This window comes from Paenibacillus barcinonensis, assembly GCF_003217495.1.
GTDB lineage: Bacteria > Bacillota > Bacilli > Paenibacillales > Paenibacillaceae > Paenibacillus > Paenibacillus barcinonensis.
Map to the genome: position 1 here is coordinate 106,932 of NZ_QJSW01000010.1, position 24,540 is coordinate 131,471.

23 protein-coding genes and 2 pseudogenes are annotated in these 24,540 nt (G+C 46.1%); 21 read left to right on the forward strand and 4 right to left on the reverse strand.

The features are described 5' to 3' along the window. Positions 1–15: 15 nt before the first annotated feature. Positions 16–201, reverse strand: a pseudogene (locus tag DFQ00_RS16345) (GerMN domain-containing protein); the annotation flags it as partial. Positions 202–508: 307 nt separating this feature from the next. Between DFQ00_RS16345 and DFQ00_RS16350 the strand changes: the two are divergent. From DFQ00_RS16350 to DFQ00_RS16370, 5 genes and pseudogenes are all read left to right on the forward strand, one after another. Beyond that, positions 509–688 (forward strand): annotated as a pseudogene (locus tag DFQ00_RS16350) (cytosine deaminase); the annotation flags it as partial. Between the two features lie 262 nt (positions 689–950). Continuing rightward, entirely contained in the window at positions 951–2,015 is a 1,065-nt protein-coding gene (locus DFQ00_RS16355) for a polysaccharide deacetylase family protein (RefSeq protein ID WP_110897563.1), read from the forward strand. A 237-nt stretch (positions 2,016–2,252) separates the two neighbouring features. Further along, entirely contained in the window at positions 2,253–2,747 is a 495-nt protein-coding gene (locus DFQ00_RS16360) for an RNA polymerase sigma factor (protein ID WP_110897564.1), read from the forward strand. Further along, positions 2,744–3,748: a hypothetical protein gene (locus DFQ00_RS16365; RefSeq protein WP_110897565.1), complete on the forward strand. Its 1,005-nt coding sequence runs from the start codon at positions 2,744–2,746 to the stop codon at positions 3,746–3,748. Before DFQ00_RS16360 ends, DFQ00_RS16365 begins: the two co-directional genes overlap by 4 nt. 103 nt (positions 3,749–3,851) lie before the next feature. Continuing rightward, entirely contained in the window at positions 3,852–4,307 is a 456-nt protein-coding gene (locus DFQ00_RS16370; RefSeq protein WP_244213887.1) for a ClbS/DfsB family four-helix bundle protein, read from the forward strand. Between the two features lie 43 nt (positions 4,308–4,350). Here DFQ00_RS16370 and DFQ00_RS16375 read toward each other — a convergent pair whose 3' ends face one another. Further along, positions 4,351–5,214, reverse strand: coding sequence for a LysR family transcriptional regulator (locus DFQ00_RS16375; protein WP_167433747.1), 864 nt, complete (start codon positions 5,212–5,214; stop codon positions 4,351–4,353). A gap of 116 nt (positions 5,215–5,330) precedes the next feature. On the opposite strand from DFQ00_RS16375, the gene DFQ00_RS16380 reads away from it, so the two are divergent. Further along, on the forward strand, positions 5,331–6,386 hold the full coding sequence (locus tag DFQ00_RS16380; protein WP_110897568.1) for an oxidoreductase: 1,056 nt from the start codon (positions 5,331–5,333) through the stop codon (positions 6,384–6,386). On the opposite strand, the gene DFQ00_RS16385 is transcribed toward DFQ00_RS16380, so the two are convergent. Next, complete coding sequence (locus DFQ00_RS16385) at positions 6,369–6,719, reverse strand: winged helix-turn-helix transcriptional regulator (protein WP_110897569.1); 351 nt, start codon at positions 6,717–6,719, stop codon at positions 6,369–6,371. The two genes, DFQ00_RS16380 and DFQ00_RS16385, sit on opposite strands and share 18 nt — an antisense overlap. Before the next feature lie 187 nt (positions 6,720–6,906). On the opposite strand from DFQ00_RS16385, the gene DFQ00_RS16390 reads away from it, so the two are divergent. From DFQ00_RS16390 to DFQ00_RS16455, 14 genes are all read left to right on the forward strand, one after another. Further along, positions 6,907–7,821 carry a DsbA family oxidoreductase gene (locus tag DFQ00_RS16390; protein WP_110897570.1) on the forward strand — a complete coding sequence of 305 codons (915 nt, stop codon included), beginning with the start codon at positions 6,907–6,909 and terminating at the stop codon, positions 7,819–7,821. 561 nt (positions 7,822–8,382) lie between these two features. Continuing rightward, on the forward strand, positions 8,383–8,544 hold the full coding sequence (locus DFQ00_RS29225; protein WP_167433748.1) for a hypothetical protein: 162 nt from the start codon (positions 8,383–8,385) through the stop codon (positions 8,542–8,544). 128 nt (positions 8,545–8,672) lie between these two features. Further along, positions 8,673–10,049 carry a cytochrome ubiquinol oxidase subunit I gene (locus tag DFQ00_RS16400; RefSeq protein WP_110897572.1) on the forward strand — a complete coding sequence of 459 codons (1,377 nt, stop codon included), beginning with the start codon at positions 8,673–8,675 and terminating at the stop codon, positions 10,047–10,049. After that, complete coding sequence (locus DFQ00_RS16405) at positions 10,049–11,062, forward strand: cytochrome d ubiquinol oxidase subunit II (protein ID WP_174812089.1); 1,014 nt, start codon at positions 10,049–10,051, stop codon at positions 11,060–11,062. The genes DFQ00_RS16400 and DFQ00_RS16405 overlap by 1 nt, the downstream gene beginning before the upstream one ends. 117 nt (positions 11,063–11,179) lie before the next feature. Continuing rightward, positions 11,180–12,931 carry a thiol reductant ABC exporter subunit CydD gene (gene cydD, locus DFQ00_RS16410; RefSeq protein WP_110897635.1) on the forward strand — a complete coding sequence of 584 codons (1,752 nt, stop codon included), beginning with the start codon at positions 11,180–11,182 and terminating at the stop codon, positions 12,929–12,931. A 2-nt stretch (positions 12,932–12,933) separates the two neighbouring features. Further along, a complete protein-coding gene (gene cydC / locus DFQ00_RS16415; RefSeq protein ID WP_110897636.1) occupies positions 12,934–14,709 on the forward strand; it encodes a thiol reductant ABC exporter subunit CydC in 1,776 nt (591 codons plus the stop codon). A 203-nt stretch (positions 14,710–14,912) separates the two neighbouring features. After that, entirely contained in the window at positions 14,913–15,731 is an 819-nt protein-coding gene (locus DFQ00_RS16420) for a CPBP family intramembrane glutamic endopeptidase (protein WP_110897574.1), read from the forward strand. Between the two features lie 195 nt (positions 15,732–15,926). Then, positions 15,927–16,721 (forward strand): MerR family transcriptional regulator, encoded by a 795-nt coding sequence (locus DFQ00_RS16425; protein ID WP_244213874.1) that lies wholly within the window; start codon positions 15,927–15,929, stop codon positions 16,719–16,721. Beyond that, positions 16,718–17,401, forward strand: a complete 684-nt coding sequence (locus DFQ00_RS16430) for a GNAT family N-acetyltransferase (RefSeq protein ID WP_110897575.1) — start codon at positions 16,718–16,720, stop codon at positions 17,399–17,401. The genes DFQ00_RS16425 and DFQ00_RS16430 overlap by 4 nt, the downstream gene beginning before the upstream one ends. Continuing rightward, positions 17,382–18,419: an alpha/beta hydrolase family protein gene (locus DFQ00_RS16435; RefSeq protein ID WP_244213875.1), complete on the forward strand. Its 1,038-nt coding sequence runs from the start codon at positions 17,382–17,384 to the stop codon at positions 18,417–18,419. The genes DFQ00_RS16430 and DFQ00_RS16435 overlap by 20 nt, the downstream gene beginning before the upstream one ends. Before the next feature lie 200 nt (positions 18,420–18,619). Then, positions 18,620–19,264, forward strand: a complete 645-nt coding sequence (locus DFQ00_RS16440; RefSeq protein ID WP_110897576.1) for a hypothetical protein — start codon at positions 18,620–18,622, stop codon at positions 19,262–19,264. A 184-nt stretch (positions 19,265–19,448) separates the two neighbouring features. Beyond that, complete coding sequence (locus tag DFQ00_RS16445; RefSeq protein ID WP_110897577.1) at positions 19,449–20,240, forward strand: MerR family transcriptional regulator; 792 nt, start codon at positions 19,449–19,451, stop codon at positions 20,238–20,240. Then, positions 20,233–20,706: a hypothetical protein gene (locus tag DFQ00_RS16450; RefSeq protein WP_110897578.1), complete on the forward strand. Its 474-nt coding sequence runs from the start codon at positions 20,233–20,235 to the stop codon at positions 20,704–20,706. Before DFQ00_RS16445 ends, DFQ00_RS16450 begins: the two co-directional genes overlap by 8 nt. Positions 20,707–20,824: 118 nt before the next feature. Next, positions 20,825–21,415: a hypothetical protein gene (locus tag DFQ00_RS16455; RefSeq protein ID WP_110897579.1), complete on the forward strand. Its 591-nt coding sequence runs from the start codon at positions 20,825–20,827 to the stop codon at positions 21,413–21,415. A 276-nt stretch (positions 21,416–21,691) separates the two neighbouring features. On the opposite strand, the gene arfA is transcribed toward DFQ00_RS16455, so the two are convergent. Beyond that, a complete protein-coding gene (gene arfA / locus DFQ00_RS16460) occupies positions 21,692–23,203 on the reverse strand; it encodes an arabinosylfuranosidase ArfA (RefSeq protein WP_110897580.1) in 1,512 nt (503 codons plus the stop codon). 241 nt (positions 23,204–23,444) lie between these two features. Here arfA and DFQ00_RS16465 point away from each other — a divergent pair, with 241 nt between their 5' ends. Beyond that, entirely contained in the window at positions 23,445–24,380 is a 936-nt protein-coding gene (locus DFQ00_RS16465) for an ArsR/SmtB family transcription factor (RefSeq protein ID WP_110897581.1), read from the forward strand. The last annotated feature ends 160 nt before the right edge of the window (positions 24,381–24,540 follow it).

A 24,540-nucleotide genomic window follows, 5' to 3' on the forward strand; every position in this document is an offset into this window, starting at 1 on the left:
GAAAGCACATTTGTTCTACTCCGATTCGCGAAGTATAGGATTTTGCAATTCGACGTGGCCCATCAGGCTCTCGGTTTGTTGTCCATCCACCAAAAGCTGGATGCTGTGTACTTCTTCAAATTGAAACATCGTTTGTTGTAATACAGCCAGAAAGAGAAGCTCCCCGCCAGCACCAAGTCTGGCTTCATCCGGGATATGAACAAGCAGACTTGCAATTTTCTTCATCGGTACACCTCTGTTTCATTCGATATTACGGGAATGGCAGAATATCCATCCAGCAGACAACATTTATTACAATATTATACATATATAAGAAAATAACCTTCCTGTTGCACTTTCTTTTTTAATAAAATGATCTGCGAGATTTCTTAGCTGAAGATAGAGTTAAAGCCACATAATGACATTGACGATTTCAGGTTTCTATTTGCCCCATCATTATCGCAGACTATTTTATTGTAAAAAGAAGATCATATGCACCCTTTGCCGACATGGATTTTAAAAAGGTAAACTGGGCATCCACACGTCTCAGTTGCTGGGATACGACCAGATTGTGAATGCTATTGACCTGATGATGATGACGCAAAATAGTGCAAGAACACTGCACATCGAGGAACGTTATGGTGTAGGGGAGGGCAAACCAGCGAGCTTCATCGTGCTGGAAGCAGAGACTGAATATGAGGCAGTTCGCAACTCCGTTGACAGAGAATAAATAGGATATATTGTAATAATTTGAATTTACTTCAATATGTTCATCGCTTATACTAGAGTCAACCCTACGTTTTTCATAGATGTCATCCAGAGAGGGGGAAATTGTTTTGTTTCATCTTGAAAGCGCTTTATATCAGGCAAAGTATTGAAAATAGAGAGGAGGAAGCATTATCCTGGCAATATAAATACCAGAATGCAACAAAATTATTATTATGTTAACCAATTCTAATGGAGGTGTATTCATGTTTAAATCCAAGCTGTTTAAAGCTGTTATGTCTGTTGCTCTCTTTGGTTCATTACTTGCCATTCCGCCGCTTCCATCTGTCAGTGCTGCTGATGCGAGCTGTCCGAACGGGTATGTTGGCCTGACCTTTGACGATGGTCCTTCCAACAATACAAACAATATCCTTAATGCATTGAAGCAGGCCGGATTACGTGCGACGATGTTTAATACGGGACAAAATGCGCAGAATAACCAGGCTTTGGTGCGTGCACAAGTGGCTGCCGGTATGTGGATTGGCAACCATTCCTACACTCATCCTGATATGACCAAGCTGAACGCTTCCCAGATGGCTTCCGAGATCACTCGAACACAGCAGACCATTCAATCCATTACTGGAACAACACCAACCCTCTTCAGACCGCCATATGGTGCTACCAATGCGACACTGAAATCGGTAATAAGCCAGAATGGTTTAAGAGAGATGCTCTGGAACGTCGATTCCCAGGATTGGAATGGCGCAAGTGCCTCTCAGATCGTAGCTGCTGTGAATCGCATGGCGAGCGGTGACGTCATTCTAATGCATGATCAGTATCAGACGACATTACAGGCTATTCCACAGATTGCGCAAAATCTGAAGAATCGCGGCCTGTGTGCGGGTATGATCTCCCCAGCTACCGGACGAGCCGTAGCACCGGATGGAGGCACGAACAATCCACCAGCAACCACGGTACGAATTGAGACAGAGAATATGACCAAGAGCGGTCAATATACTTCCAACATCAGTTCACCGTTCAATGGTGTGGTATTGTATGCCAACAATGATGCTGTGAGAACTACACATAACTTTACGACGGGCACACATTCATTCTCGCTTCGCGGGGCTTCCAACAATAATAATATGGCAAGGGTGGATCTCAGAATTGGAGGCCAGACCAAGGGCACGTTTTATTTTGGAGGCAGTAGTCCAGCTGTCTATACACTGAATAATATCAGTCATGGTACAGGAAACCAGACCATTGAGCTGATTGTGACGGCAGACGACGGTACATGGGATGCATATCTGGATTATCTGGAGATTAGCTAGTTAAGCAGATTTATTATTTTTGAAGTCTAGCTCATCTTCTAATTTTAAGTATAGGTAATTCTCATTACGTAATTTTCATATCAAGGCTATTTCAATGACATGCACTGTGCGCGGTGCAGTGTCAGCGAAATAGCCTTATTTTGTGCTCTTTTCCGATTCAGACAGAAAAGTGAAAACAAAATGTGACCAAATATCGTCCGTAAGAGTGTTTAGGATATAAAGGAGGCAAATACAACCATGCAGCGATCAATGTCCCAGACGGGCAATCAGGTAATGAGCATCTATGAGACATACGCAGATACGCTGTTCCGAATTGCGATGGTGCACCTTGGCAGGCGGGAGGATGCGGAAGAAGCGACTCAGGATACGTTCATTAAATTGATGGAAAAAGCACCTGCCTTCAACGATGCGGAACATCAGAAAGCTTGGTTGATTCGGGTAATCACTAATCATTGTAAATCCGTTCTTCGCCGAGGCTGGCGCAAACGAGAGGTCAAGCTGGAGGGCGTGGAATCGACCATCACGGATGATCCTGAAGATCAGGCTTTAATCGAGCTGGTGCTGTCCCTGCCTGTAAAATATAGATCGGTTGTTCATCTTTATTATTACGAAGATTACGCCATCCGGGATATAAGCCAGATATTGCAGATTAGTGAATCGGCAGTGAAGATGAGGTTGCAGCGGGGAAGACAGCTGTTAAAACTGGAGCTTGAAGGGGAGGAACAGCGATGAATGAGCAGCAATTTAAACAACGATACAAGAAAGCGGTGGATCATATGAAAACAGATGAGCAGATGAAAAAACGCATGGAGCAGAACGTGAATGCGCAGCGACAAATGTCTAAACGACATCGTAAATCACTGTATATCACAGCAAGTGTTGTAGTCGCAGCAAGTATCGGACTTGCGGCACCAACCGTCTGGCAGCAATGGAATGGAACAGGTACACCTGCTATAGAGGTAGCATCCAATGATATTCTCCGTCCTGCTCCATCCGATCATGCAGATACATCAACTAAAGATAATGTCGTCATCCCGAAAACGGAGTTGCCGAGCGGCGAAGACAAGGGGATTAAAGCAAGCATGGTGCCGTTAGTTGTTTATCAAGGGAATGTGTATACGGATTCTGCGACAACTCTTCGAGGCACAGATGCCTTGGCGCTCCGTGGTACAAAGCTGGGCACAACTAGCGGTGGCATCCATGAGCTGAGTAGTCAGGACGATTACAAGGAGCTGGCCTCGACGATTGGTAAGGCAGACATCTACGCTGTGAAAGGATACGATACTGATTTTCGGATTATGTCTTACACCGTGATTGACGGTCAAGTATACGCAGAGTTGTTTGATAAAACCAATGATATGACGGTCAGCAGCGGGGCTGACCTGATTGGCAAGCTTAACATCAAGGGTCATGTGACCGGCGCGCAATGGGAGAGCTTTGATAGCTGGAATAATGGCTTGCAGCAGTTGCAGCAGCTTCCAGCCGACACTGCCCTGAATAATTTTGTCGAAGCACTATATAATGCACGACCGATTGCAACAAGCCCTGAACTGGAAGAACGTCTCTACGGCAAAGAAGACCGCAAAATGATTTATTTGACCCTGGAAGATAAAACAACGGTTGCCCTTGTGCTGTTCGGAGAGGAAGGGCTGGTACGTTACGGTCATGTGCCTGTATTTTTTGAAGTGGAACAGGGTGCATTCCAGAAGTTCTGGAACAGCTTGAGTAAATAAATGGAGCGGCAAGTTGCTTTAGATTTAGATTGAGTATGCAGTAGATATATTACATTTGGATTGGAGAGATCAGCGAGCAGGCTGCTCTCTTTTCATACATGAATTGTCAATTTCCTTACTTGGGATCATTCACTCTGTTCCGAGAAACAAACGAAGTCTTTCTCTAGAAATCACAGACAGAGACAAAAACTTTCGCGATGTGCTTATGCACCTCTATGAATGGCATGCCATGTTAGAGAGGTGGTACCGGGAAGGGATGGCAGGGGATACCCCTTCGATGCCCGCTCCCGGTTACAAATGGAGAAATCTAAAGGAACTTAATTATCAAATCTGGATGAACTATCAGGAGGTTAGCTTGAGCCAAGCCATTCGCAAACTGGAACTGAGCCATGAACGAGTGATGGCGCTCATACAGAACCATACCGAAGAAGAGATCATGACCAAAAAGCATTATAAGTGGGTTAAAACAAGCAATTTGTATAGTTACTTCGCGGCTAACACAGTGAATCACTACATATGGGCTATTCAAAGGTGTACAGAAATTGCAAAAAAATTATGAATAATATACTTTTTCACTCGTAACATATTTCCCGTTACACAGTTCAGAAGGTCATACACTTCTCGTTTAACAGTCTCATGAACTGTTGAAGCGCACCGCTGACATATCGGTTCTCACCCCGTACAAAAGTGGTGGAGGTTGGCGTGAGTTCATCAGACAGATCATGTACTGAATATGCTTCGGGATTGTTGTGTACAACGCTGCATGGCATAATGGTAACCGCAATTCCGGATTCCACACAGCTGAGCAGATTTTCCATTGTACTGACTTCGATCAGTTTTTTGGCTGATAGTCCTTCTTCTTCGAGGAACTTTTCGGTAATCTCTCGATAAGGGCAGCCTTGTGGAAACACAACCCATGAAAGCTGACAAAACGTTTCAAGAGGGGTCTCGGTCCGTTTGGAGATGATGTGAACCGTATCCTGCATCTCGTATTCAATCTTCAACCCTTCTGTAACACAAGCACCGCTAATAAAAGCGCCATCAAGCTCAGAAGACTCGATTTTATGCCGCAATACCTTGGGTGAGGTTGCATTCACGAGCGATATGGACACGTCTGGATATGTCATCTGATACTCATTCAGAATGTCGATGAAACGACGTGATGCGGCTGTTTCTACAATTCCGATCTTCAGCGTGCCGGATGGCTCATCGGGGTCTGTCATCTCTTGTTCCAGATCATACAGCAGATTGCGAATGCGTGCAGCGTAAGCAAGGAACTGCTCTCCTTTTTCCGTAGGCATCACACCCTTGGAAGAGCGGGTAAACAGCTGCACCTGATATTCTTCCTCCAGTTTTTTAATACGTGTCGTCACATTGGACTGGGCATAGTTTAGTTCTTTGGCGGCTTGAGAGATTTTGCCCCAGCGACCAACGGCGAGCATGATATCAATATCGGATAATTCCATGACAGCCTCCTGAAAGGTATCTCTGTGAGTGATATACCTATATATTTTAATCATTTTACGATATGTCTTATCCGTTCTACAATATCCTTAATTTCAAACAGAGAGAAGGAAAAGACATGTCAAATTCAGCATTGACTATTTTTAGACCTGCAAGCATCAATCAGTGGAACCTGCGCAATCGTATCGTTATGGCTCCGTTGACCCGGGGGTTTGCACGAGATGGGGACGGAACAGTAACCGATGAGATTGTCGCATATTACGAGCAACGTGCCAAATATGGTGCAGGACTAATCATTACAGAGGGAATCACCCCAATGCTCTCAGGTAAAGGAACGTACGGGGTACCCGGATTATATACGGAGGCACAGACTGCTTCATGGGCAAAAGTAACCGAGGCAGTTCATCGACACGGAGGCACGATCATTGCGCAGTTATGGCATGTGGGCCGTCTATCGCATTCCGACCTGATCGGCGGGAAGCCACAGGCCCCATCGGCCATACAGGCTGAAGGAAGGGTTCATAAACTTCACAAGCCCTATGAAATACCTCAAGCGATGACGATTCGAGAGATTGAGGACGTGGTTGCTCATTTTCAGATGGCTGCTCGTAACGCTGTTCTGGCTGGATTTGACGGAGTTGAAATTCACGCAGCACACGGTTATCTCATTGATCAATTTATCAGTGAGCGGACGAATAAACGCGTTGACGAGTATGGAGGGGGCATGCGGGGAAGACTTCGATTTTTGAAAGAGATTATTATGGCGGTACAAAAAGAAATTAGCGCAGACCGCATATGCATCCGGTTTTCCGAGAAAAAGGATGACGATCCGTACTATGAATGGGCCCTTAAAGTCGAGACCCTTCACGCATATCTGGAGCTATTCCGTGAAACGGGCATAACCATCCTGCATCCCTCGACTGAAAATTACGCAAAGGCCTGGTCAGATCGGCTTAACTTTCATCAGGCGGTGCGGGCACAATGGGAGCACATCGTGATCGGAGTCGGGGACCTTGATCTGAAGACTGCGGATAAGGCGATCAATGATGGAGTTATCGACCTGGCAGCCTTTGGCCGGCCTTTCATTGCGAATCCGGATCTGGTGCAAAGGTGGCAATCAGGTCTTCCGATAACTCCGTACAATCAAAATCGGCATTTATCCATTCTGAGGTGACTCGGATACCCGATGTATATTTTTCTGCCCCCATAACACCATGGATTCAATTAAAGGCACCAGCTCTTTGCCGGATGATGTGAGCGAGTATTCGACTCTTGGCGGTATCTCGTTATATTGCTCACGATGAACAATCCCGTATTGACTCAGGTCCTTCAGGCAGTTCGTTAACATCGTTGGTGTAATCCCGGGAAGTCTCCTTTTTAACTCATTATATCGAATGCTGTCATCTTCACTCAAAATTGCCAGAATGGGAAGATTCCACTTGCCGCCAATCACCTGAAAAGCATACGTCGCCGGGCATAGCTGATCAAAATTAAAGTCATATTTCATCCCGCGAAAACCTCCAATATAATCTTTTTTTGTTCAATAACCTATTTGTAAATGTTGCTGTGAGCCAATAGTACACTTTTTGATACTTAGTCAGTAAAAGAATCGTACTTGTTCTATCATGTATAGATATTATAATCATACTAACACAAGATAATCTATTGAATAAGTGCAAAAGGGCGGGATAACGATGAGTTATGAATCCATGATGTGTGACCTGGAAACGGGTGTATGCGGAGCAAGTGATGAAGAAGAGATGCAGATGGTTGATCTGAAGCGGGAAGAGAAGAGCATCACGATGTATTATGTAACAGACCCGATCTGTTCACACTGCTGGGCACTGGAGCCAGTGCTGCATCGGTTTATAGACGAGTACGGTCATTACTTTCATGTAGAGACCAAAATGGGCGGTTTATTAGCAAGCTGGGAAGGATTTTCGGATGGGGCCAATGGTATTCAAAAGCCTTCAGATGTAGCTGAACATTGGAGAGAGGTAGGAGAGCACTCACGGATGCCGATTGACGGCTCCTTGTGGCATGATCATCCGATTTTATCCTCCTATCCTCCTTCTCGTGTGTATAAGGTCATTCAGCGTATGGTTCCGGGAAAGGAACAAGCCTTCCTGAGACATGCGCGTGAGGCTGTCTTTGCGTTGAATCGTAACATCGGGGAAGATGATGTGCTTATCAAGCTTGTCGATGAACTAGGGCTGAATGGAAAAGAGATCGTAGAGGCAGCCTCACAGCAATCGGCACAAGATTTATTGGAGGAGGATTTTGAAGCGGTTGCTCAGCTTGGGGTTCGAGGTTTTCCAACGATTATCATTGTAAATAAAGAGCAGAAGGGCATTAAGGTGGTTGGCGCCCGAGCATTGGATACGTATGTTCAAGCGTTGCAGCAGGTTTTGGGTGATACGCCGAAACCGAAGAAAATCAAAGCATTATCTCACAAAATCCAAGAGGGGCATCTTCTGTTTTCCAAGGAAATTGAGGTGCTGTACGACGTAGAGCAGCAGGATGTAGAGTCTTATGTACGATCCGAATTACAAGAAAACACGTATCAAACAAAGCACATCTTCAATGAAATGGCTATTCAGCGGGTGTAATTGACTCAGGCAAAAGATAACAATGGAATTAGTACATTTATCCATGTATTATTACAAATTCCCCGGGGCCTGTATTTTATAAAAGTCACATTATTACATGTTTAATTGATAGTTGATTAAATACAAGGAAGCAGCTGCTCTGAATGGGCAGCTGCTTTTTAGATATGCATTATAGACGAATGACGCACGTTCAAGGAAGTCCTCATCACAGATTTTTGTAATAAACCAGGTGATCTATCCATTCCTCATGCTCATGGGCGGATCACTAATCGCGGCGTCTCCGACAGATGATCAAATTGACCTTCAGTAAGATTCAATAAGACAACTCCTTATAAGTTCAATCGAATAATGCAGTATTGCTGGATCAGGTAGCAGGCAAGCCTCTTCAGTGTAACACAAATCCATGAGTACATAATTGCTTTCATGCAATAGATCAATAGCCCGAAAGGGTGGTTGTGAAGAATTTCACCAACTTGTCAGAAAGTGTTGAGCCTTTCTTGAACGTTTAGAGACGAAGGCGTGTCATGGATTGAATTGCTTCAAATTGAGGATATACTAATTTTGAATATTAAGTCTGAGCCTAATACGGAGTTGCACCATTATCAGCTGCAAGCAGGTATGGAGCGCCGGGTTTCTGATGTGGCGGATCGCGCAGCCATGCAACTGATGCGGAAGAAAACGTACAAAACATGTGACAACCTATCGCTATTGTCTGTTTTGTGAATTATTTCTCATGATGGCATATTCCTTACTTCGGTTTATATCAGAGCTGATAATCACCTGCTTGCATGAGTAAACAACTTTAGTTCAGGAGTAACAAACCTATTTTACAACAGAGGAGGCAATACAAGATGGCAATTGATACGGTGTTATGGAGCAGACTTGTAACCGGTCTGACCCTTGGATTCCACGTTATTTTTGCAACACTTGGTGTGGGTATCCCCCTGATGATCTCGATTGCAGAACTTATCGGAATTCGCAAGAGGGACCCTCATTACATACTGATGGCCAAGAGGTGGTCGCGAGGATTTGTTATTTCAGTAGCGGTAGGTGTGGTGACTGGCACGGCGATATCCCTGCAGCTTGCTCTGGTGTGGCCCAACTTTATGAAGCTGGCTGGCAATGTCATCGCATTGCCGTTATTTATGGAAGTATTTGCTTTTTTCTTCGAGGCCATCTTCCTGGGCATTTATCTCTATACATGGGATCGGTTCAAAAATCCGTACATTCACTGGCTGTTAAGCATTCCTGTTGTGGCGGGAGCAGGCATGTCGGCTGTATTTATTACAACAGTAAACGGCTTTATGAATCAGCCCGAAGGCTTTGTCATGCAGGCAGGACAGTTCTTGGCCGTTAATCCGGTGCAGGCCATGTTGAATACAGCCTCGTTCTCCAAAGTATTTCATGTGCTTAGTTCTGCTTATGTTACCGGGGCAGCTCTGCTTGCGGGCATCGCCGCACTGGCGATGCTCAGGAGAGGCCCATCAGCTTATCATCAAAAAGGCTTAAAGCTGATGATGGCTGTTGTTCTGGTGTTCAGCTTGCTAAATACGCTCGCTGGTGATGTATCTGCCAAGTTTTTGGCTGAGCATCAGCCGGAGAAACTGGCAGCAGCAGAGTGGCACTTTGAGACAGAATCTGGCGCGGATTTGATTCTGCTAGGCTGGCTGAATGCCGAGCATGAAATTATAGGTGCACTGCATCTGCCCAAGGTGCTCAGTTTTTTAGCCTTTGGAGATTTTAATGCCGAGGTCACCGGGCTGAACGAGTTTCCACCTGATGAGCAGCCGCCGCTGCTGGTGCATTATCTCTTTGATCTGATGGCAGGTATCGGCTTTGCACTGTTAGCTGTTTCTGCTTTGTATTTTCTGTTTGTGTTTTGGAAGAAGCGCAATGCCCTCAACAAATGGTTGCTTCGACTGGTTGCTCTTAGCGCACCGCTTGCCTTTTTGGCAGTCGAGATGGGCTGGTTTTATGCCGAGATCGGGCGACAGCCCTGGATTATTCGAGGATACATGCGTGTGGAGGAGGCGGCTACAACATCCCCGAGTGTACGCATTTTATTTTTTGTGTTTCTGCTCTTGTATATCGTACTGGGTGTGATATGTGCGCTCGTTCTGAAGCGTTTGTTCAATAACAACCCTGCCGAGCTTGAGATGGAGAAATGGCTGAAGACGAAGGAAGTTCAAGATCAAGCTATAGAAGCAGGGAAGGGAGGGCGTTCGTGATGAGCTATGAATTGATTGGTATTTCGGTGCTCTGGCTGTTCCTATATGGATATCTGATCGTTGCGTCAATTGATTTCGGAGCCGGATTTTTTGCCTTTTACGCACGCCTCACCAAGCAGGATCATCTGATTAATCGTTTAATCTCTCGTTACTTATCCCCCGTATGGGAGATTACAAATGTATTTTTTGTATTTTTCTATATTGGCATCATCGGTTTTTTTCCAGATACGGCTTCATATTATGGCGCAGCGCTCATTGTTCCGGGCAGTATAGCCGTTATTCTACTCGCGATTCGTGGCTCGTTCTACGCCTTTGAGAATTATGGCTCCAAGAACAACATCGTTTATCTGTTCTTATACGGAGCAACGGGCTTGCTTATTCCAGCCTCCTTGTCCGTGGCCCTGACCTTGTCGGAAGGGGGATTCATTCTGAAGCAGGGGGAGATCGTGTCACTCGATTATTGGGCCTTGTTGACTAATCCGTTATCCTGGAGCATTGTCGGGCTCGCCATCGTGTCGGTATTATTTATCAGCGGGTCGTTTTTAACCTTTTACGCTTCGCGAGCAGAGGACCATGCTGCACTTCAACTGATGCGGAATTATGCCTTGTTCTGGAGTACACCAACGATTATTCTGGCCCTGACCTCCTTTATATATCTGGGACAGCACAATGAACGTCATTTTCAAAATATGATGGATCTCTGGTGGCTTCTAGCCTTATCTGTTGCGTTTTTCATGATTGCAATGTGGCTGCTGTATAATGGTCGCCGCTATGGACTTGCATTTATTAGCATTATGCTGCAATTTTTCTGTGCTTTTTTCGCCTATGGTATCGGTCAGTATCCTTACATTCTTGATCCGTATATTACCATTCAGAGCAGTGCAACCCCGCCGGCGATGGGCTTCGCCCTTGTCGTTGTATTTATTGGTGGGCTATGTCTGCTCATTCCATCCCTGATTCTGGTGTTCAAGCTGTTTCTATTTGATGCCGATTATGTCAAAGGAAAAAGATAAGGAGGGTACCCTGTGAAAAGGCAAAGGAAACCACAGCCCGAACAACCTATAAACCAGCAGGCTGAGCGGCAAAGGAAAAAAACGGGTCGGCGCAGATCTACGCTGATTCAGCAGCAAATGTCATCACTTCGCAAAAGCAGGCTTCTCCTTATGATCTTTTCACTGGCCCTTGGCGCAGCAGTGATCACTCAGGCCGTCTTAACAGCCGAGGCGGTCCAGCGAATCTTTGTGGAGCAAGCTACGCTCGACTCAATTATGCTGCTACTTGGCACGCTGCTTGCTGTTATGATGATTCGAACCCTGCTTATGTACGGTAACGGAAAGGTAGGGCTGCATATGGCAGCCCGTGCCAAGACACAAATGCGAGCCATCGTGCTGCAGCACCTGACCCGGGCCTCCATGTTCTCTTCATTACAGGGGCAAACGGGAGGGAAGGTCAGTGTAGCACTGGATGCGGTGGATGAAGCGGATAGTTATTTTAGTCAGTACACCCCGCGTATGATGGAGGCAGCGATAATTCCCATTCTCCTATTAACGGCTGCATTCACCTTACATGCGAATACAGGCTGGATTATGCTGTGCACTGCACCCTTTATTCCGCTCTTTATGATTCTGGTAGGCCTGCAAACGAAACATAAGTCTGAAGAGAAGTATGAGCAACTGGCCTTGTTCTCGGGAACGTTTCTGGATTCTCTTCAAGGGCTGGTGACCTTGAAACTATTCGGTCGTGCGGAACGTCAGCAGCAGGAGATTGAACGCAGCAGTCTGGGGTTCCGTGATGCAACGATGAGCATTCTGAAAATTGCGTTCACCAACACGTTCATGCTGGAAGCGATTGTCATGTTAAGCATCGGGATCGTTGCGCTGGAGCTTGCCTTGCAGCTGCTTGTGTTCCAATCCATGACCTTCCATACGGCATTTCTGGTGCTGCTGCTCGTTCCCGAATTCTACAGTCTGCTCAAAAATACGGGAACAGCCTTTCACAGCGGACGCACAAGTATGGGGGCTATTCGGAAGATAGAGCACATGATAGAAGAGACGGACATGTCCAGTCACTTGATTCAGTCGCGACCAGAAGCAACTGGCGCATCCGACGAGAATGCATCTGCATCTTCGGTATCTTCTGTAGCGCCAACGATTGAGCTTGAGAGTCTCCGTTTTCACTATGGTACAGCGGGTTTTGAGCTTAACATACAGCAGCTTGAGCTTAGAGCAGGGGAACAAATAGCAATCGTTGGGAAAAGTGGCTCCGGGAAAACAACCTTGCTGCACATTATCTCAGGTTTATTACAACCGACATCAGGAACCGTGCTCATTAATGGAAGACCTTTCTCGCAATCGCGCGAAGCCGACTGGTTCAGTCAGATCAGTTATATTACGCAGCACCCGTATATTTTTGCAGGTACGCTTGCTGAAAATATCACTATTGGTGCATGGAAGAATGTATCCCGACAGGACATTGAAGAAGCGGCTGAGCAGGCAGGACTTGCAGGCATGATTGCCGGGCTGGAAAACGGCCTGGACACTCCTGTGGGAGAAGCAGGAAGAGGATTGTCTGGCGGGGAAAAGCAACGGCTTGCTCTTGCTCGTGCTTTTCTGAAACGGCCAGCTGTTATTTTGTTCGACGAACCGACAGTTGGACTTGATCTCCAGACCGAGCGAATTCTACAGCGCTCTATTACATCACTGGCCCGGAATGCAACGATGATTACTGTCGCACACAGGCTGTATACCATTCAGCAAGCGGATCGAATTTTGTTTATGGCAGATGGCGTGTTGACAGATCAGGGAACACACCAGGAGCTGATTCAGAGATTACCTGCTTACGCGGAGATGGTTCATATGCAACAAAAAGGAGGGATCGCATGAAGGTGAAGGAGCTCGCCGTCCTATCCAAAGCCATGATGCAAGAACGCAAAGATATTCTGTTATCCATTATGTTCGGATTTATTGCGGGTACAGCGGGAGTAGCACTTTTCTCCGCCAGTGGATATATGATCTCTCAGACGGTTTTTGCGCCGCCATTGTACACGCTGATTGTGCTTACATCTATGGTCAAGCTGCTAGGATTTGTGCGTGCGGCAAGCCGCTATGGGGAACGACTGGCATCACATCGGGCAACGTTCTCAATACTGAGTCGTTTGCGCACCACATTTTTTGCCAGGCTGATTCCAGTCACTCCGGGCATATTGAACAAGAATCGAAGCGGAGATCTGCTCGCACGTATCGTGGGTGATGTGGAAAGCCTGCAGCATTACTTTTTGCGTGTAGCCTATCCTCCGGTGATGGTGGTTATGGTGTTCCTGTGCACCGTCATATTTACAGCCGTGTATTCCTTCTGGATGGCATGTTTGCTTGTAGCAGGCATGCTGATTACGGCGTTTGTTGTACCCGGACTGGTCGTGAGCTGGCAGCGTAAACTGAATGATCAGGTGCGGCAACATCGGGCAACACTCTCTACAGAAGTGACTGAGGTGTTATATGGCTTCCGTGATCTGAAAATATACGGACAACTCGCACAGCGGGAGCAGATGCTGGAGCATGCTTCCGCTTCACTTGCCAGTGAACAGCAGAGATCAGCTACGCAGCTGCTCCGAGGGCAGTCGATGCATGTCATGATCACCTACCTTGTAACCTGGGGAGTGCTTGTACTCGGTGCAGTACTGATCGGAAAGGGAGAGCTGTCGGGTGTATTCCTTGCCATGCTGATCCTGGCGGCACAGACGGTATTCGAAGAATCAGCAGCAATGGCTGTACTGCCTGCATATAAACAGGACAGTGAGTATGCAGCCAAACGCCTTGCCCAAACCGCACCCCCGCGTGATGAGCAGCATGTCCGAGTTGCACCAGTTCATCCGAATCAGGAAAGGATTTGGGAACCATGCATGTACTCCGAGCGGTCGGCGGTTGAGGTCGAGATTTGTAACGTTTCTTTTCAATATGAGGGAGAGTGGCGTGCAGCATTGAAGGAGGTTTCTCTTCATTTGGCACCCGGCTCCAAAACGGCCATTGTCGGGCCCAGCGGCTCAGGAAAATCCACCATTCTCGACCTGCTGCTCAAGCTGCGCACTCCAACCTCCGGTGTTCTGAAGCTGAACAACGTCTCGATCAGCGAACACCATGAAGAGAGCATCTGGCGTAATACTCACGTTGTGCTGCAGCAGAGCCATTTCTTTCGTGGGACGATTCGGGACAATCTGCTCTCCGATAATCAGAATCTGGATGAGGAAAGGGAGGAAGATCGGTTGCTTGCTGTCCTGCAAGCCGTTCAATTACAGCATCTGGCGTTAGAGGACTTTGTTTATGAAAAGGCAGAAAATCTGTCCGACGGCGAGAAGCAGCGGCTGGCTATAGCAAGAGCAATGCTTCGACCAGGAACATTATGGCTGCTGGACGAGCCTACATCTGCGCTGGATTATGTAACAGAAGCTCGTGTACTGAAGAATCTGATGGCCCAAGCAGTGAATGATACACTGCTGCTCATCTGTCATCGGTTGACTGGACTTGAACAGATGCATCAGATTGTGGTGATGGATCAGGGACGAGTCGTGGAAACGGGTACGTTCGATGAATTAATGAGTCAAAAGGGTTATTTTTATGAGATGAAACAAATTGAACTGCAGATGCTTGGAGATCAGGGCGCTTAACCTGTGAAGAAGAAAAGCCGCAATTGGCGGCTTTTTTTGCGTTAGAGGTTACGGGTGTCCCTCCACACAGCGCCATTATTGTCTGGGATGTATAGCGTAGTCACTGCTGTCGCATGTTTGGAATATAGCTCTAAAGCCATCTGCACAACATAGATATATAATAGAAGTAGCCAGTCCAACTCGTGGAAGGAGGTTCTGTGAAGATGAAAAAGAAGATGAGAACAGTCATTCGGTTCCCGCTCGTATGGATGCTTACAGGTGCAATTCTTCTGGGGATTTCCGGGTTCATCACTCAACAGCTGTTCACTGCTGCAGATGGTATGATGTCGATTGTGCTCGCGCTTGCGGGAGGCGCTCTATCTATCGCAATATACCGGTTAATTATGAAATTCATGGCTGATCGAAAGGTACAGGAATTACATATGCAGCGGGCAGCAAGCGAGTTGATGCTCGGTGCGATAGTCGGATTGCTGCTGATTGCAGCCTCTGCGTTGATCATTATGCTGCTTGGCGGTTACCGCTTCACATGGTCGGCTGAGCACGCAGCCGGTTCGATTATTGCTGTGGCGATTGGCGCGGCTGTAGTAGAGGAGTTGATCTTTCGTGGTTTGTTCCTGCAGGCGATCGAGAAGCGGGGTGGAAGCTGGATCGCTCTGGCGGTAACGTCTCTTTTCTTCGGTCTGGCTCATCTGCCGAACCCGGGGGCAACGCTATGGAGTTCAATTGCGATTGTCATTGAGGCAGGTGTTCTGCTTGGGGCAGGCTTTCTGTGGCGACGCAATTTGTGGTTTGTGATTGGACTTCATTTTGCTTGGAATGCAGTGGAGGGTATGCTGGGCATTCCGGTTTCGGGGATTGTCTCCCAAGGCTTTTTTGATGTAGAGCTGTCAGGGCCAGCCTTGCTGACAGGCGGCAGCTTCGGACTTGAAGCTTCTATTGTACCAATTCTAATCAGTTTAATGATTGCCATCCCTATGTTAATTCGTGCAAAGCGTAAAGGACATATTCACTCCAGGAAATAAGGGGGCGATCTCATTTTCACACCGTATTTTCACCATATTTGCAAGCAAGGAGCAGGCCGGTAAACGGCATGCTTTTTTTCTTGCGTGTATTGAGGTATACATCACAGGTCACAATGAAATGAAAATAACGCTTGACCTTAGGTCAGACCTAAGGTTTATGCTAACGACAGACAGAACAACAAAGGTGGGATCACAATGAATGGGATGCAGGGTGAGATTACAATTAGTGAGCTGGCAAAGCTGATGCAAGTATCCACACATCAGATCCGCTATTTTGAGGAGAAAGGCATACTCAATCCGGCATATACAGGGGAAAATCAATATCGGATGTATGGCATGGACGAAATATATCGGCTGGCTCATATTTTATTGCTGCGCAAGATGGGCTTCTCTGTGCAGGTTATCAAAGAATGCCTGTCTCATTTGACCGCAGAGCAGATTACACCGCTGTTTCATCAAGCATTGGCAAATACAGAAGCTGAAATTAGAAGATTACAGGAAAACAAGCACTTTATTGAAAAGCTGCTGGTGGAGAGAGAGCAAATTTCCGAAATAGAGGAAGCAGCGTTTACCATTGTACAGCGGGAAGCACTCCCGCTCACATTATGGTTTGAGATGGGGGCTACTGAAAGCTTGAATGCACAGAAATTACTGCAGCATCAAGGCAAAATTCCAAATTTGTTCGAAAAGGATATCCATTATGTGTACAACGAATCTGGCAATGTTGGCATGTACACACGGATAGGAACAGGTGCATATGATCTGCTGCTGCCAGCAGGTTCATATGTATCACGGACTTTTCTGGTGCAGAACGAAGAACAGCTTCACGCACATATCCAGGAATTCTATGCTCATGCTGAACAGATGGGCTACATGTGCTCAGGTCCTTTACTTATGGTGGAAAAATCCTATTTATCCTTGTTTACACCGAATCAGCTTCATTATGAATTGTTCTCGTATCTTTGCAACCCGGAGGAAGTGCACGCATGAGCGATCATATCTATACCAAGCTTGTTCAACCTCAGTCCATTCAGATTGAGGCTGTAACGCCTGAGCACTACGAGGATGTTGCTGAGCTGATGGCACATGGATTCGGACATAAATTCCAGCGTTCTTCTTCATTATCTATCTCCGATTTGGCTATGGCATTTGAACAATTATTAATTCACGAACCAAGGCAGGCCAATAGTCTGCGGGTTGTCACTCTGGAGAACAATGTGGTTACAGGTACGCTGGGTCTGCAATGGAAAGCAGGAGCGGGAGTGGAAAACGTAAAAAGAACCAGCTTTGAGTGGTGGAAAGCATGCAGTCACATCGGATATGGGAAGATGGTTTGTATACTTGCAGGCATACATCTGCTCAAACATGAGCCTTCCGCGGGAGAATGTTATATCGAGGATCTCGTCGTACACCCGGTACATCAAGGTAAAGGCGTGGCTAAACAACTGCTGGACTGGGCCCAGCAATACATGCTGCAAAGAACGTCGCTATCTTATCTCAGCCTGCATGTAGCTCGGCACAACGAGCATGCGATTCGACTGTACGAACGTGTTCATTTTCATACACAAAACCGTGCCAGCAGTTTGCTTACGGGCCTGCTGCTTGGTGAACATCATTGGTACTATATGACCCGCAAAGGAGACGACTATATTGAAACCCAGCAAGCTTAAACGTAAAAAAATATGGATTGCGTTGCTTATCATCGCAGTATTGTTTGCAGGTACCGGAGCGTATATCGTTGCTGAGCAGGATTATAACATGGTGGAGCAATCTGTTGAGATTCAAACGCCGCAAGGCAAATTGACGGGCATACTTGCACTTCCCAAGGAAGTTAGCGAAAAGGAGAAACTTGGCCTCGTGCTCTTTATCCACGGTGATGGCCCGATTGATGCAACGCATAGCGAGGGTTACAGGCCGTTATGGGAGCGCCTTGCTTCAATTGGCTATGCTTCCTTGTCGCTCGACAAGCGCGGAATTGGGGGCTCCGAAGGCAACTGGCTTAATCAGAGCATAGATGATCGGGTGGTTGAAGCGGAGCAAGCGATTGCCTGGGCCAAGCAGCAGTCAGTTATTGATGGTACCCGGATCGGCGTATGGGGAGCAAGTCAGGCCGGCTGGGTTATTCCTAAACTCGCAGGCAAGGATCATCTCGCATTCAGCATCCTCGTATCGCCAGCCATCAATTGGCTGAAGCAAGGAGAATACAATACACGGAGTCAAATGGCCAAGGATGGTCATACATCTCAGGAGATTGAGGTACAGGTCGAATATGAGAACCAGATCAAAGAGCTTTTAAAACATGATGGTTCCTATGAGGAATATATGAAGCTTGTTCGCAATGGGGAAGAGCCGATGTCCAGGGAACGCTGGAGTTTTGTCAGCAAAAACTTCAATTCCGATGCCACCGAGAGTCTGCGCAATTTCAAAAGCCCGGTGTTGCTCCTGCTGGGAGAAGATGATGTGAATGTAGATATTCAAGATACCGAACGCACTTATCGCAAGGAAATTCAGCCTTCTTATTGGCTGCATGTCAAGACGCTCCAGCATACAGAGCATTCGATGTTACCCACATCTATAGCAGGTTCTGAATGGAAGATGGGGCTTCGCTTCCTGTTTGCTCCACGAAGTATAACGACGGATGGTTATATGGATGAGATTGAGGATTTTCTCACAAAACGGGCTCCGTGATTGTCTCTGATTGAAGGAAGTAAGTTAAACCAGTACATTAAATAGGTAAGTTCATTCAAGAACTCCGAGGGTGATATGTGTATCACCTTTTTGGAGTTTTATCCCCTAATATTATACAAAAGAAGGATGTATTTCTGTTATACTAATAACTTCATGAGATTTTATTAGAGAAAATGATATGGAGAGGAATGAGGTTAGCAGTGGATAGGCGGGAAGTTATTATTTATGTTGCTGTATTTTTATTTACCCTTGTGATGTTGTGGAATGACCAATCGATTATTCTAGTTTTGGGTGTAGTGCTCTTCACCACACTGATTGCGTTTACAATTCACGTTATATACCCGATGGCTTGGGAGACGCGAATGAATCGGTTAGACGCTTTTTTGCGAAACAAACAGCATAAGCCGTACATTTACATTTTCTACGCCACTGCCAATAGACTGGATGAGGAAGTGGAGCAGACAATCGAAAAACTGATGAGTGATCCGCGCGCCAGCAAGTCAACAAAAGCAAACTATCAGGCTGCGTATGGGTCCTATCGTAAGGATATGTTCACGTTGAGAAAAGCGGTTCGCGAGATGCGCAGATCAGATTACCGTACATACTATGAGACCATTTTACTTACAGAGGAAGGGAACAGTGAGCGGGCCAGGGCACATCTGACTTCCATTAAAAAAGAGTGGATGCGCTTTGCACTTCTGGCTGAGATTGAACGCAGATTAAATCATTTGGAGCAGGCAGCAGAATATGCTTCCAAAGCTATTCAGGCAAGCAGAGGGGTTAACAGGTACATCATGACGAAAGAAGCCGAACGATATTATACGAAGGAGCAGCTTGCACAATAAGTAAATGATAATGAAGAACACATTCGCGATGGGGCGTAATGTGTTCTTTTACTGTATAGGAGTATGCAGGATGTTTAACCCGACCAGGATTTTTATATTTTTTGAACCATATTGATTAATTTATGCCTCACGGGCTTTACAGTAACGTATACGTTATTGTTTATAATGGTTTCAGGAAGAGGTGATGTATATCATTCTGATTGGAGAGCTAGCGAAAAAAACTAATATCAGCAAAAGAACACTCCATTACTATGAACAAATTGAATTGCTCCAGCCTACACATATTACAGATAACGGGTATCGTTACTATGATGAAACTGCCATCCTTCGCCTTCAAAGAATCCTCCTGCTGAAATCCATTGGTTACACACTAGAACAAATTAAAGAGCTGTTACAGAAGCAAAACAATATGGGCGAAAACGAAAATTGGGTCGCGTCTCTTCAAGAACAAATAGAGCTGATTGAACAAAAAAAAGAAGAACTGACTCGCAAGCAATACTATCTCAGATCTACCATCCAGACAGTGCGATTCAACGGAATGACTGATCTTGAACAATTACTGCGGATTATTTCCCATTTGGAAAATCGTCCTCTCCAAGAAGGCATAATACCTCCTGATTTCAGTGATGAGTTACACTTGACTTCACAGGAAATAGACATATTCAATCAGCTGCCTGTTCTCGGGAGTAATGATCCGCGAATGGAGCAACTGTTAACCATTTTTGAACGTGTAGGATCTATGATGCCCTCATCTCCACATACTTCCGAAGCTCAAATCATTGCCGGTCAGCTGTACGAATTGGGACTAGAGCTATTTGCTGGGGATGAAACACTGCTTAACAAGTATTGGGCACTTATTCAACCGGGGGATCATGCGGCGCCTGTCGTGATGGGTATGGATAATGAATTCATGTCTTATGTAGATGAGATGATCAGCTTTTTTTTGAAACAAAGAGAGGACGACGTACATGAATAATAATCCATCCAGAGAAAAGAGCAAGAATAATGGGCTTCCCGCCTTGTTGGCAGGTCTATTAATGTTATGTTCAGCATGTGGGACAACAGAAGATACATTACAAGGTACGGATCGTGAGGTGTCAAAAAGAAAGGCTGCGCAGGTCACGGATGTAATCCTCGTTGAAGTGCATGTTGACAGTGATCGTAATTCGGCTGTTGATCTGGAGGTGGAGATCAATGCACGAAAACATCCGCAGAGTATGTATTTAGAGTCTGTCGAGCTTCCATATAAAGAGACATTTGTTATTCCCAAAGATACGTTTATCCCCCTAACCTCCACTCATGTCCGGGCAAGAACAAATGATGGTGCCAGCTGGATAAGCTGTTCTATTCTATATGACGGAGAGTTAGTTGTGTCTCATAAGTCACGAGGAAATAATCCACGGGCTGATTGTGAGAAGAAGTTTCAGCTAGGGCCAGGATAAGCATCACTTGAGGAGTTATTCTTCCGGCTCTTTCGGCACACGGATGAGTTATTCGCACAGGCAAGTCGTCCACCCATTGCGTAGACTAGAGTAGATCAAGTCAAGTGAGGTGAATTCCATGGCTAGAACCAGTGAAATACACGACAAGGCAAAACGATTCAAAGATCGTCCGGTCTGCGTGACACTTCATAATGGCGAAACGTACATCGGGTACATCTCTGGCGTTAACAGCGAGGGCGTAGTGATGACCGGGGGCGGAAAACTAGCGCAAACACAAACAATAAATACCAAAACAGCAGGTGCTACACGTAGCGCTTCTCCTAAAATGAAACCCAAACCAGCCGGAGCTGGCAGAACCGCATCCTCCCGAAGCCGGAAAAAGGTTAATGGTGCTCGTAAGCCAGCCGCACGATCTCGGGCTATTTCTCGTACATCGTCGAGTCAAGCTCATGTGTCATCCTTGATGCCGATGATGGGCTCCCTGTTGGGCGGCTTTGGTGGACTTGGCGGTGCTGGAGGGATTGGCGGAATGCTCGGAGGCGGAATGCGTTTGTTTGGCATGATCCAGCGTTTCGTACCTGTTGTGAAAATGGGCTACGGCATGATCAAACAGATCCAGCCGTTTATGGGGGCTGTACAGGGTCTGATGACTCCAGCCCAAGCTCAAGCAGCCCAGTCTGAGGCAGAGGCGGAAGTGCAAGAGGCATAATGGTTGATTAAACGAGATTCAATTGAAGAGGTAAGTTGAAAGAGATGATTGGAACGAAGGAAACTGCAAGCTGCTGCTCTCTGACATGAGGTGGAGAGCGGCTTGTTTGCATTTTTGCATTTAGGAAGAACAGCAAGAATGGGTAGCCCTAACCACGGTCACAGCAACCGCATGATAAAAATAAAAAAAACACCCCGTACAACATGTAAGTACGGGGTGTGAGCACACAATATAGAAAATGCTGAATGAATTGTAGCAGAGTCAAGAACGCGATGACTAAGCCTTTTTCGTTGTTTTCAAACGAATTACGTTCCAGGAAGCTTTGTTCAGCACAGCTTGCACTTTACCTTGATCCACGGTTGTGTGTCCACCGTTGTGAGGCAGTACATTATGTGGATTTTCTTTGGTGTTGGTTGCTTTTATGTTGTTGCTCTCCAGCACGAGGTGCTCTACAAATGTTGTTTCTCCGAAGGAACGCAGATCAACATTCAGTTCCATTGACTCATCCAGATGGCGGTTCACCGCAAAGATCGTGATGGTGCCATTTTCCTCATCATGTACACTGATTGCTTCAAGATAAGGCACATCAGTGAACTCTTTGGAGTCATACTTAGGTGAAGTTGTGATCGAACGCAGTACCGTTCCGCGTCCAAAGTTGGAAGCGTGCAGGAACGGATAATATGTGGTCTGGAACCAGATCGCTCCGTTATTTTCCGTCATGATTGGTGCAATGGTGTTAATGAGCTGCGCAAGACAAGCCATTTTTACACGGTCAGCGTGCTTCAGAATTGTAATCAGATAACATCCCACGGCAAGTGCATCTTCATGTGTATATACATCTTCAAATTCGGGCGGGGCAATCTGCCAACGCTCTTCCATTCGGCTAGTTCCGATGGAGTTCCAGACGTTCCACTCATCCAGAGAGAGCATCAATTTCTTCTTGCTGCGTTTTTTGGCTTGTACAAAATCACAGATTGAAGCAACACTATCAATGAATTGATCCAGATCCAGTGATGTCGCAAGGAAATCATACGTGTTGTCTTTGTTATTGTTGTAATACTGATGCAGGGACAAGTAATCCACATTGTCATAAGTAAGATCCAGCACCGTTGCTTCCCAATCTGCAAATGTTTTCATGTCACGGCTCGAGCTGCCGCATGCAACGAGTTCGATCTCTGGATCAACCCATTTCATCGCTTTAGCGGTCTCATTGGCAATACGTCCGTACTCATATGCTGTCATCGAACCAATCTGCCATGGACCGTCCATTTCGTTACCGAGACACCACGTTTTGAATTTATGAGGGTCTTTGTAGCCGTGGGAGATACGCAGGTCACTCCAGTACGTGCCGGATGGGTGGTTGCAGTATTCAACCAGATTTCGGGCTGCATCAATGCCGCGTGTTCCCAGATTAACAGCCATCATCACGTCGGTACCCACCAGCTTGGCCCAATCCGCAAATTCGTTTGTGCCCACCGCATTGGTTTCAATTGTCCACCAAGCGAGCTCTAGTCTACGCTTGCGCTCTGCTACTGGCCCAACGCCATCTTCCCAGTTATACCCGGATACGAAGTTACCGCCCGGATAACGAACGACGGGTACATTCAGAGCTTTGATCGCTTCAATAGCATCCTGACGGAAGCCCTGTGCATCTGCCGTTGGATGGCCTGGATCATAAATACCTCCGTATACAGCCCGCCCCAGATGTTCAATAAATGAGCCATATACACGCGGATCTACTTCAGCGATTTGAAAATCTTTATCAATCAGCATTTTGGATTGTAACATAGCGAAAACCTCCACAAGTTTGAATTAGTGTTTTTTGTGATACAACTACGTCATCTTCATTTAATTTGAATTCGCTTAAAGGCAAAATCAACATATTGATTTGTTATCTAATATGTATCATAATGCTATTATATTGAGCAAGTTCATTTTACTCAGTTCGCTAAATAACGAATTCTAAATTCGAAAAATAGGACATCTAAACCCTGAAAGAAAAACATATGACACCAAGGAAGTGGAATTTATGATGCTTGGAACCGATGCAGCTTCATTGCTTGTCTACGAGGCGCTAGCAAGTGAAGCGCGTCTGAATATTGTGCGGCTGCTGCTGCAAAACAGAGAGATGCACATTAATGCTCTTGCCGGGGAGCTTTATCTCAGCAAAGCCATCGTCAGTACACATGTCAGCAAGCTGCAAAAAGCAGGCATTGTGGGCAGCCGAATGAAACGGGAGAACGGTGGCACCTACAAATATTGTTTTATTGTGCGAGAATTCATGACCATCAGTCTGTCACCACCCGTGCCTGCGGACACTTCTTATCACGAAGTATCCATTCCGGTGGGGCAATATACAGATTATGAAGCATGGCCAACCTGCGGAATTGCAACAACAACTCAAGTGATCGGACAATTTGATACCCCCGCCTGCTTCATGGACCCGGATCGGGTGAATGCCGGTATTCTTTGGATGGCCAGAGGTTTCGTTGAATATAAGATTCCCAATTATCTGCATAATGATCAGCAGCTTCGAGAGATTGAAATCTCACTTGAACTCAGCTCTGAAGCTCCTAAAGTCAATGAAAACTGGCCGTCCGATATTCGCTTTACACTTAACGGCTATGATCTCGGCACATGGACTAGTCCGGGTGACTTCGGTGATCGCAAGGGGAAGCATACACCATTATGGTGGAAATTGGACGTTAACCAGTATGGAGTATTGAAAGTGCTGCGCATTAATGAGGAAGGCACGTTTATGGATAGCCAGCGAATATCGGATGTTTCCATTGCAGACCTGGAGCTCCAGACGGCCACCTATTGGACGTTTGGATTAAACCCGGAGGAAAGCGCCGCGGGACGCGGGGGGCTTACCCTATTTGGCAAGGGCTTTGGTAACTACGATCAGGATATTATGATTCGATATTATTATGATGCTCAGAAAATCAAAACTGCAAATGAATAGAATATGCGATTTGTTATCAATTTAAATAAAAGGCACCAACATCGACTGGTGTTAAATCAGCTCCAAAGCAGCATATCCGTATTCCAGAACTAGAGTATTGACAACGATTACATGGCTGGTATAGAATACAGCTATATAAGGAGTGTCACTGATTCGATCA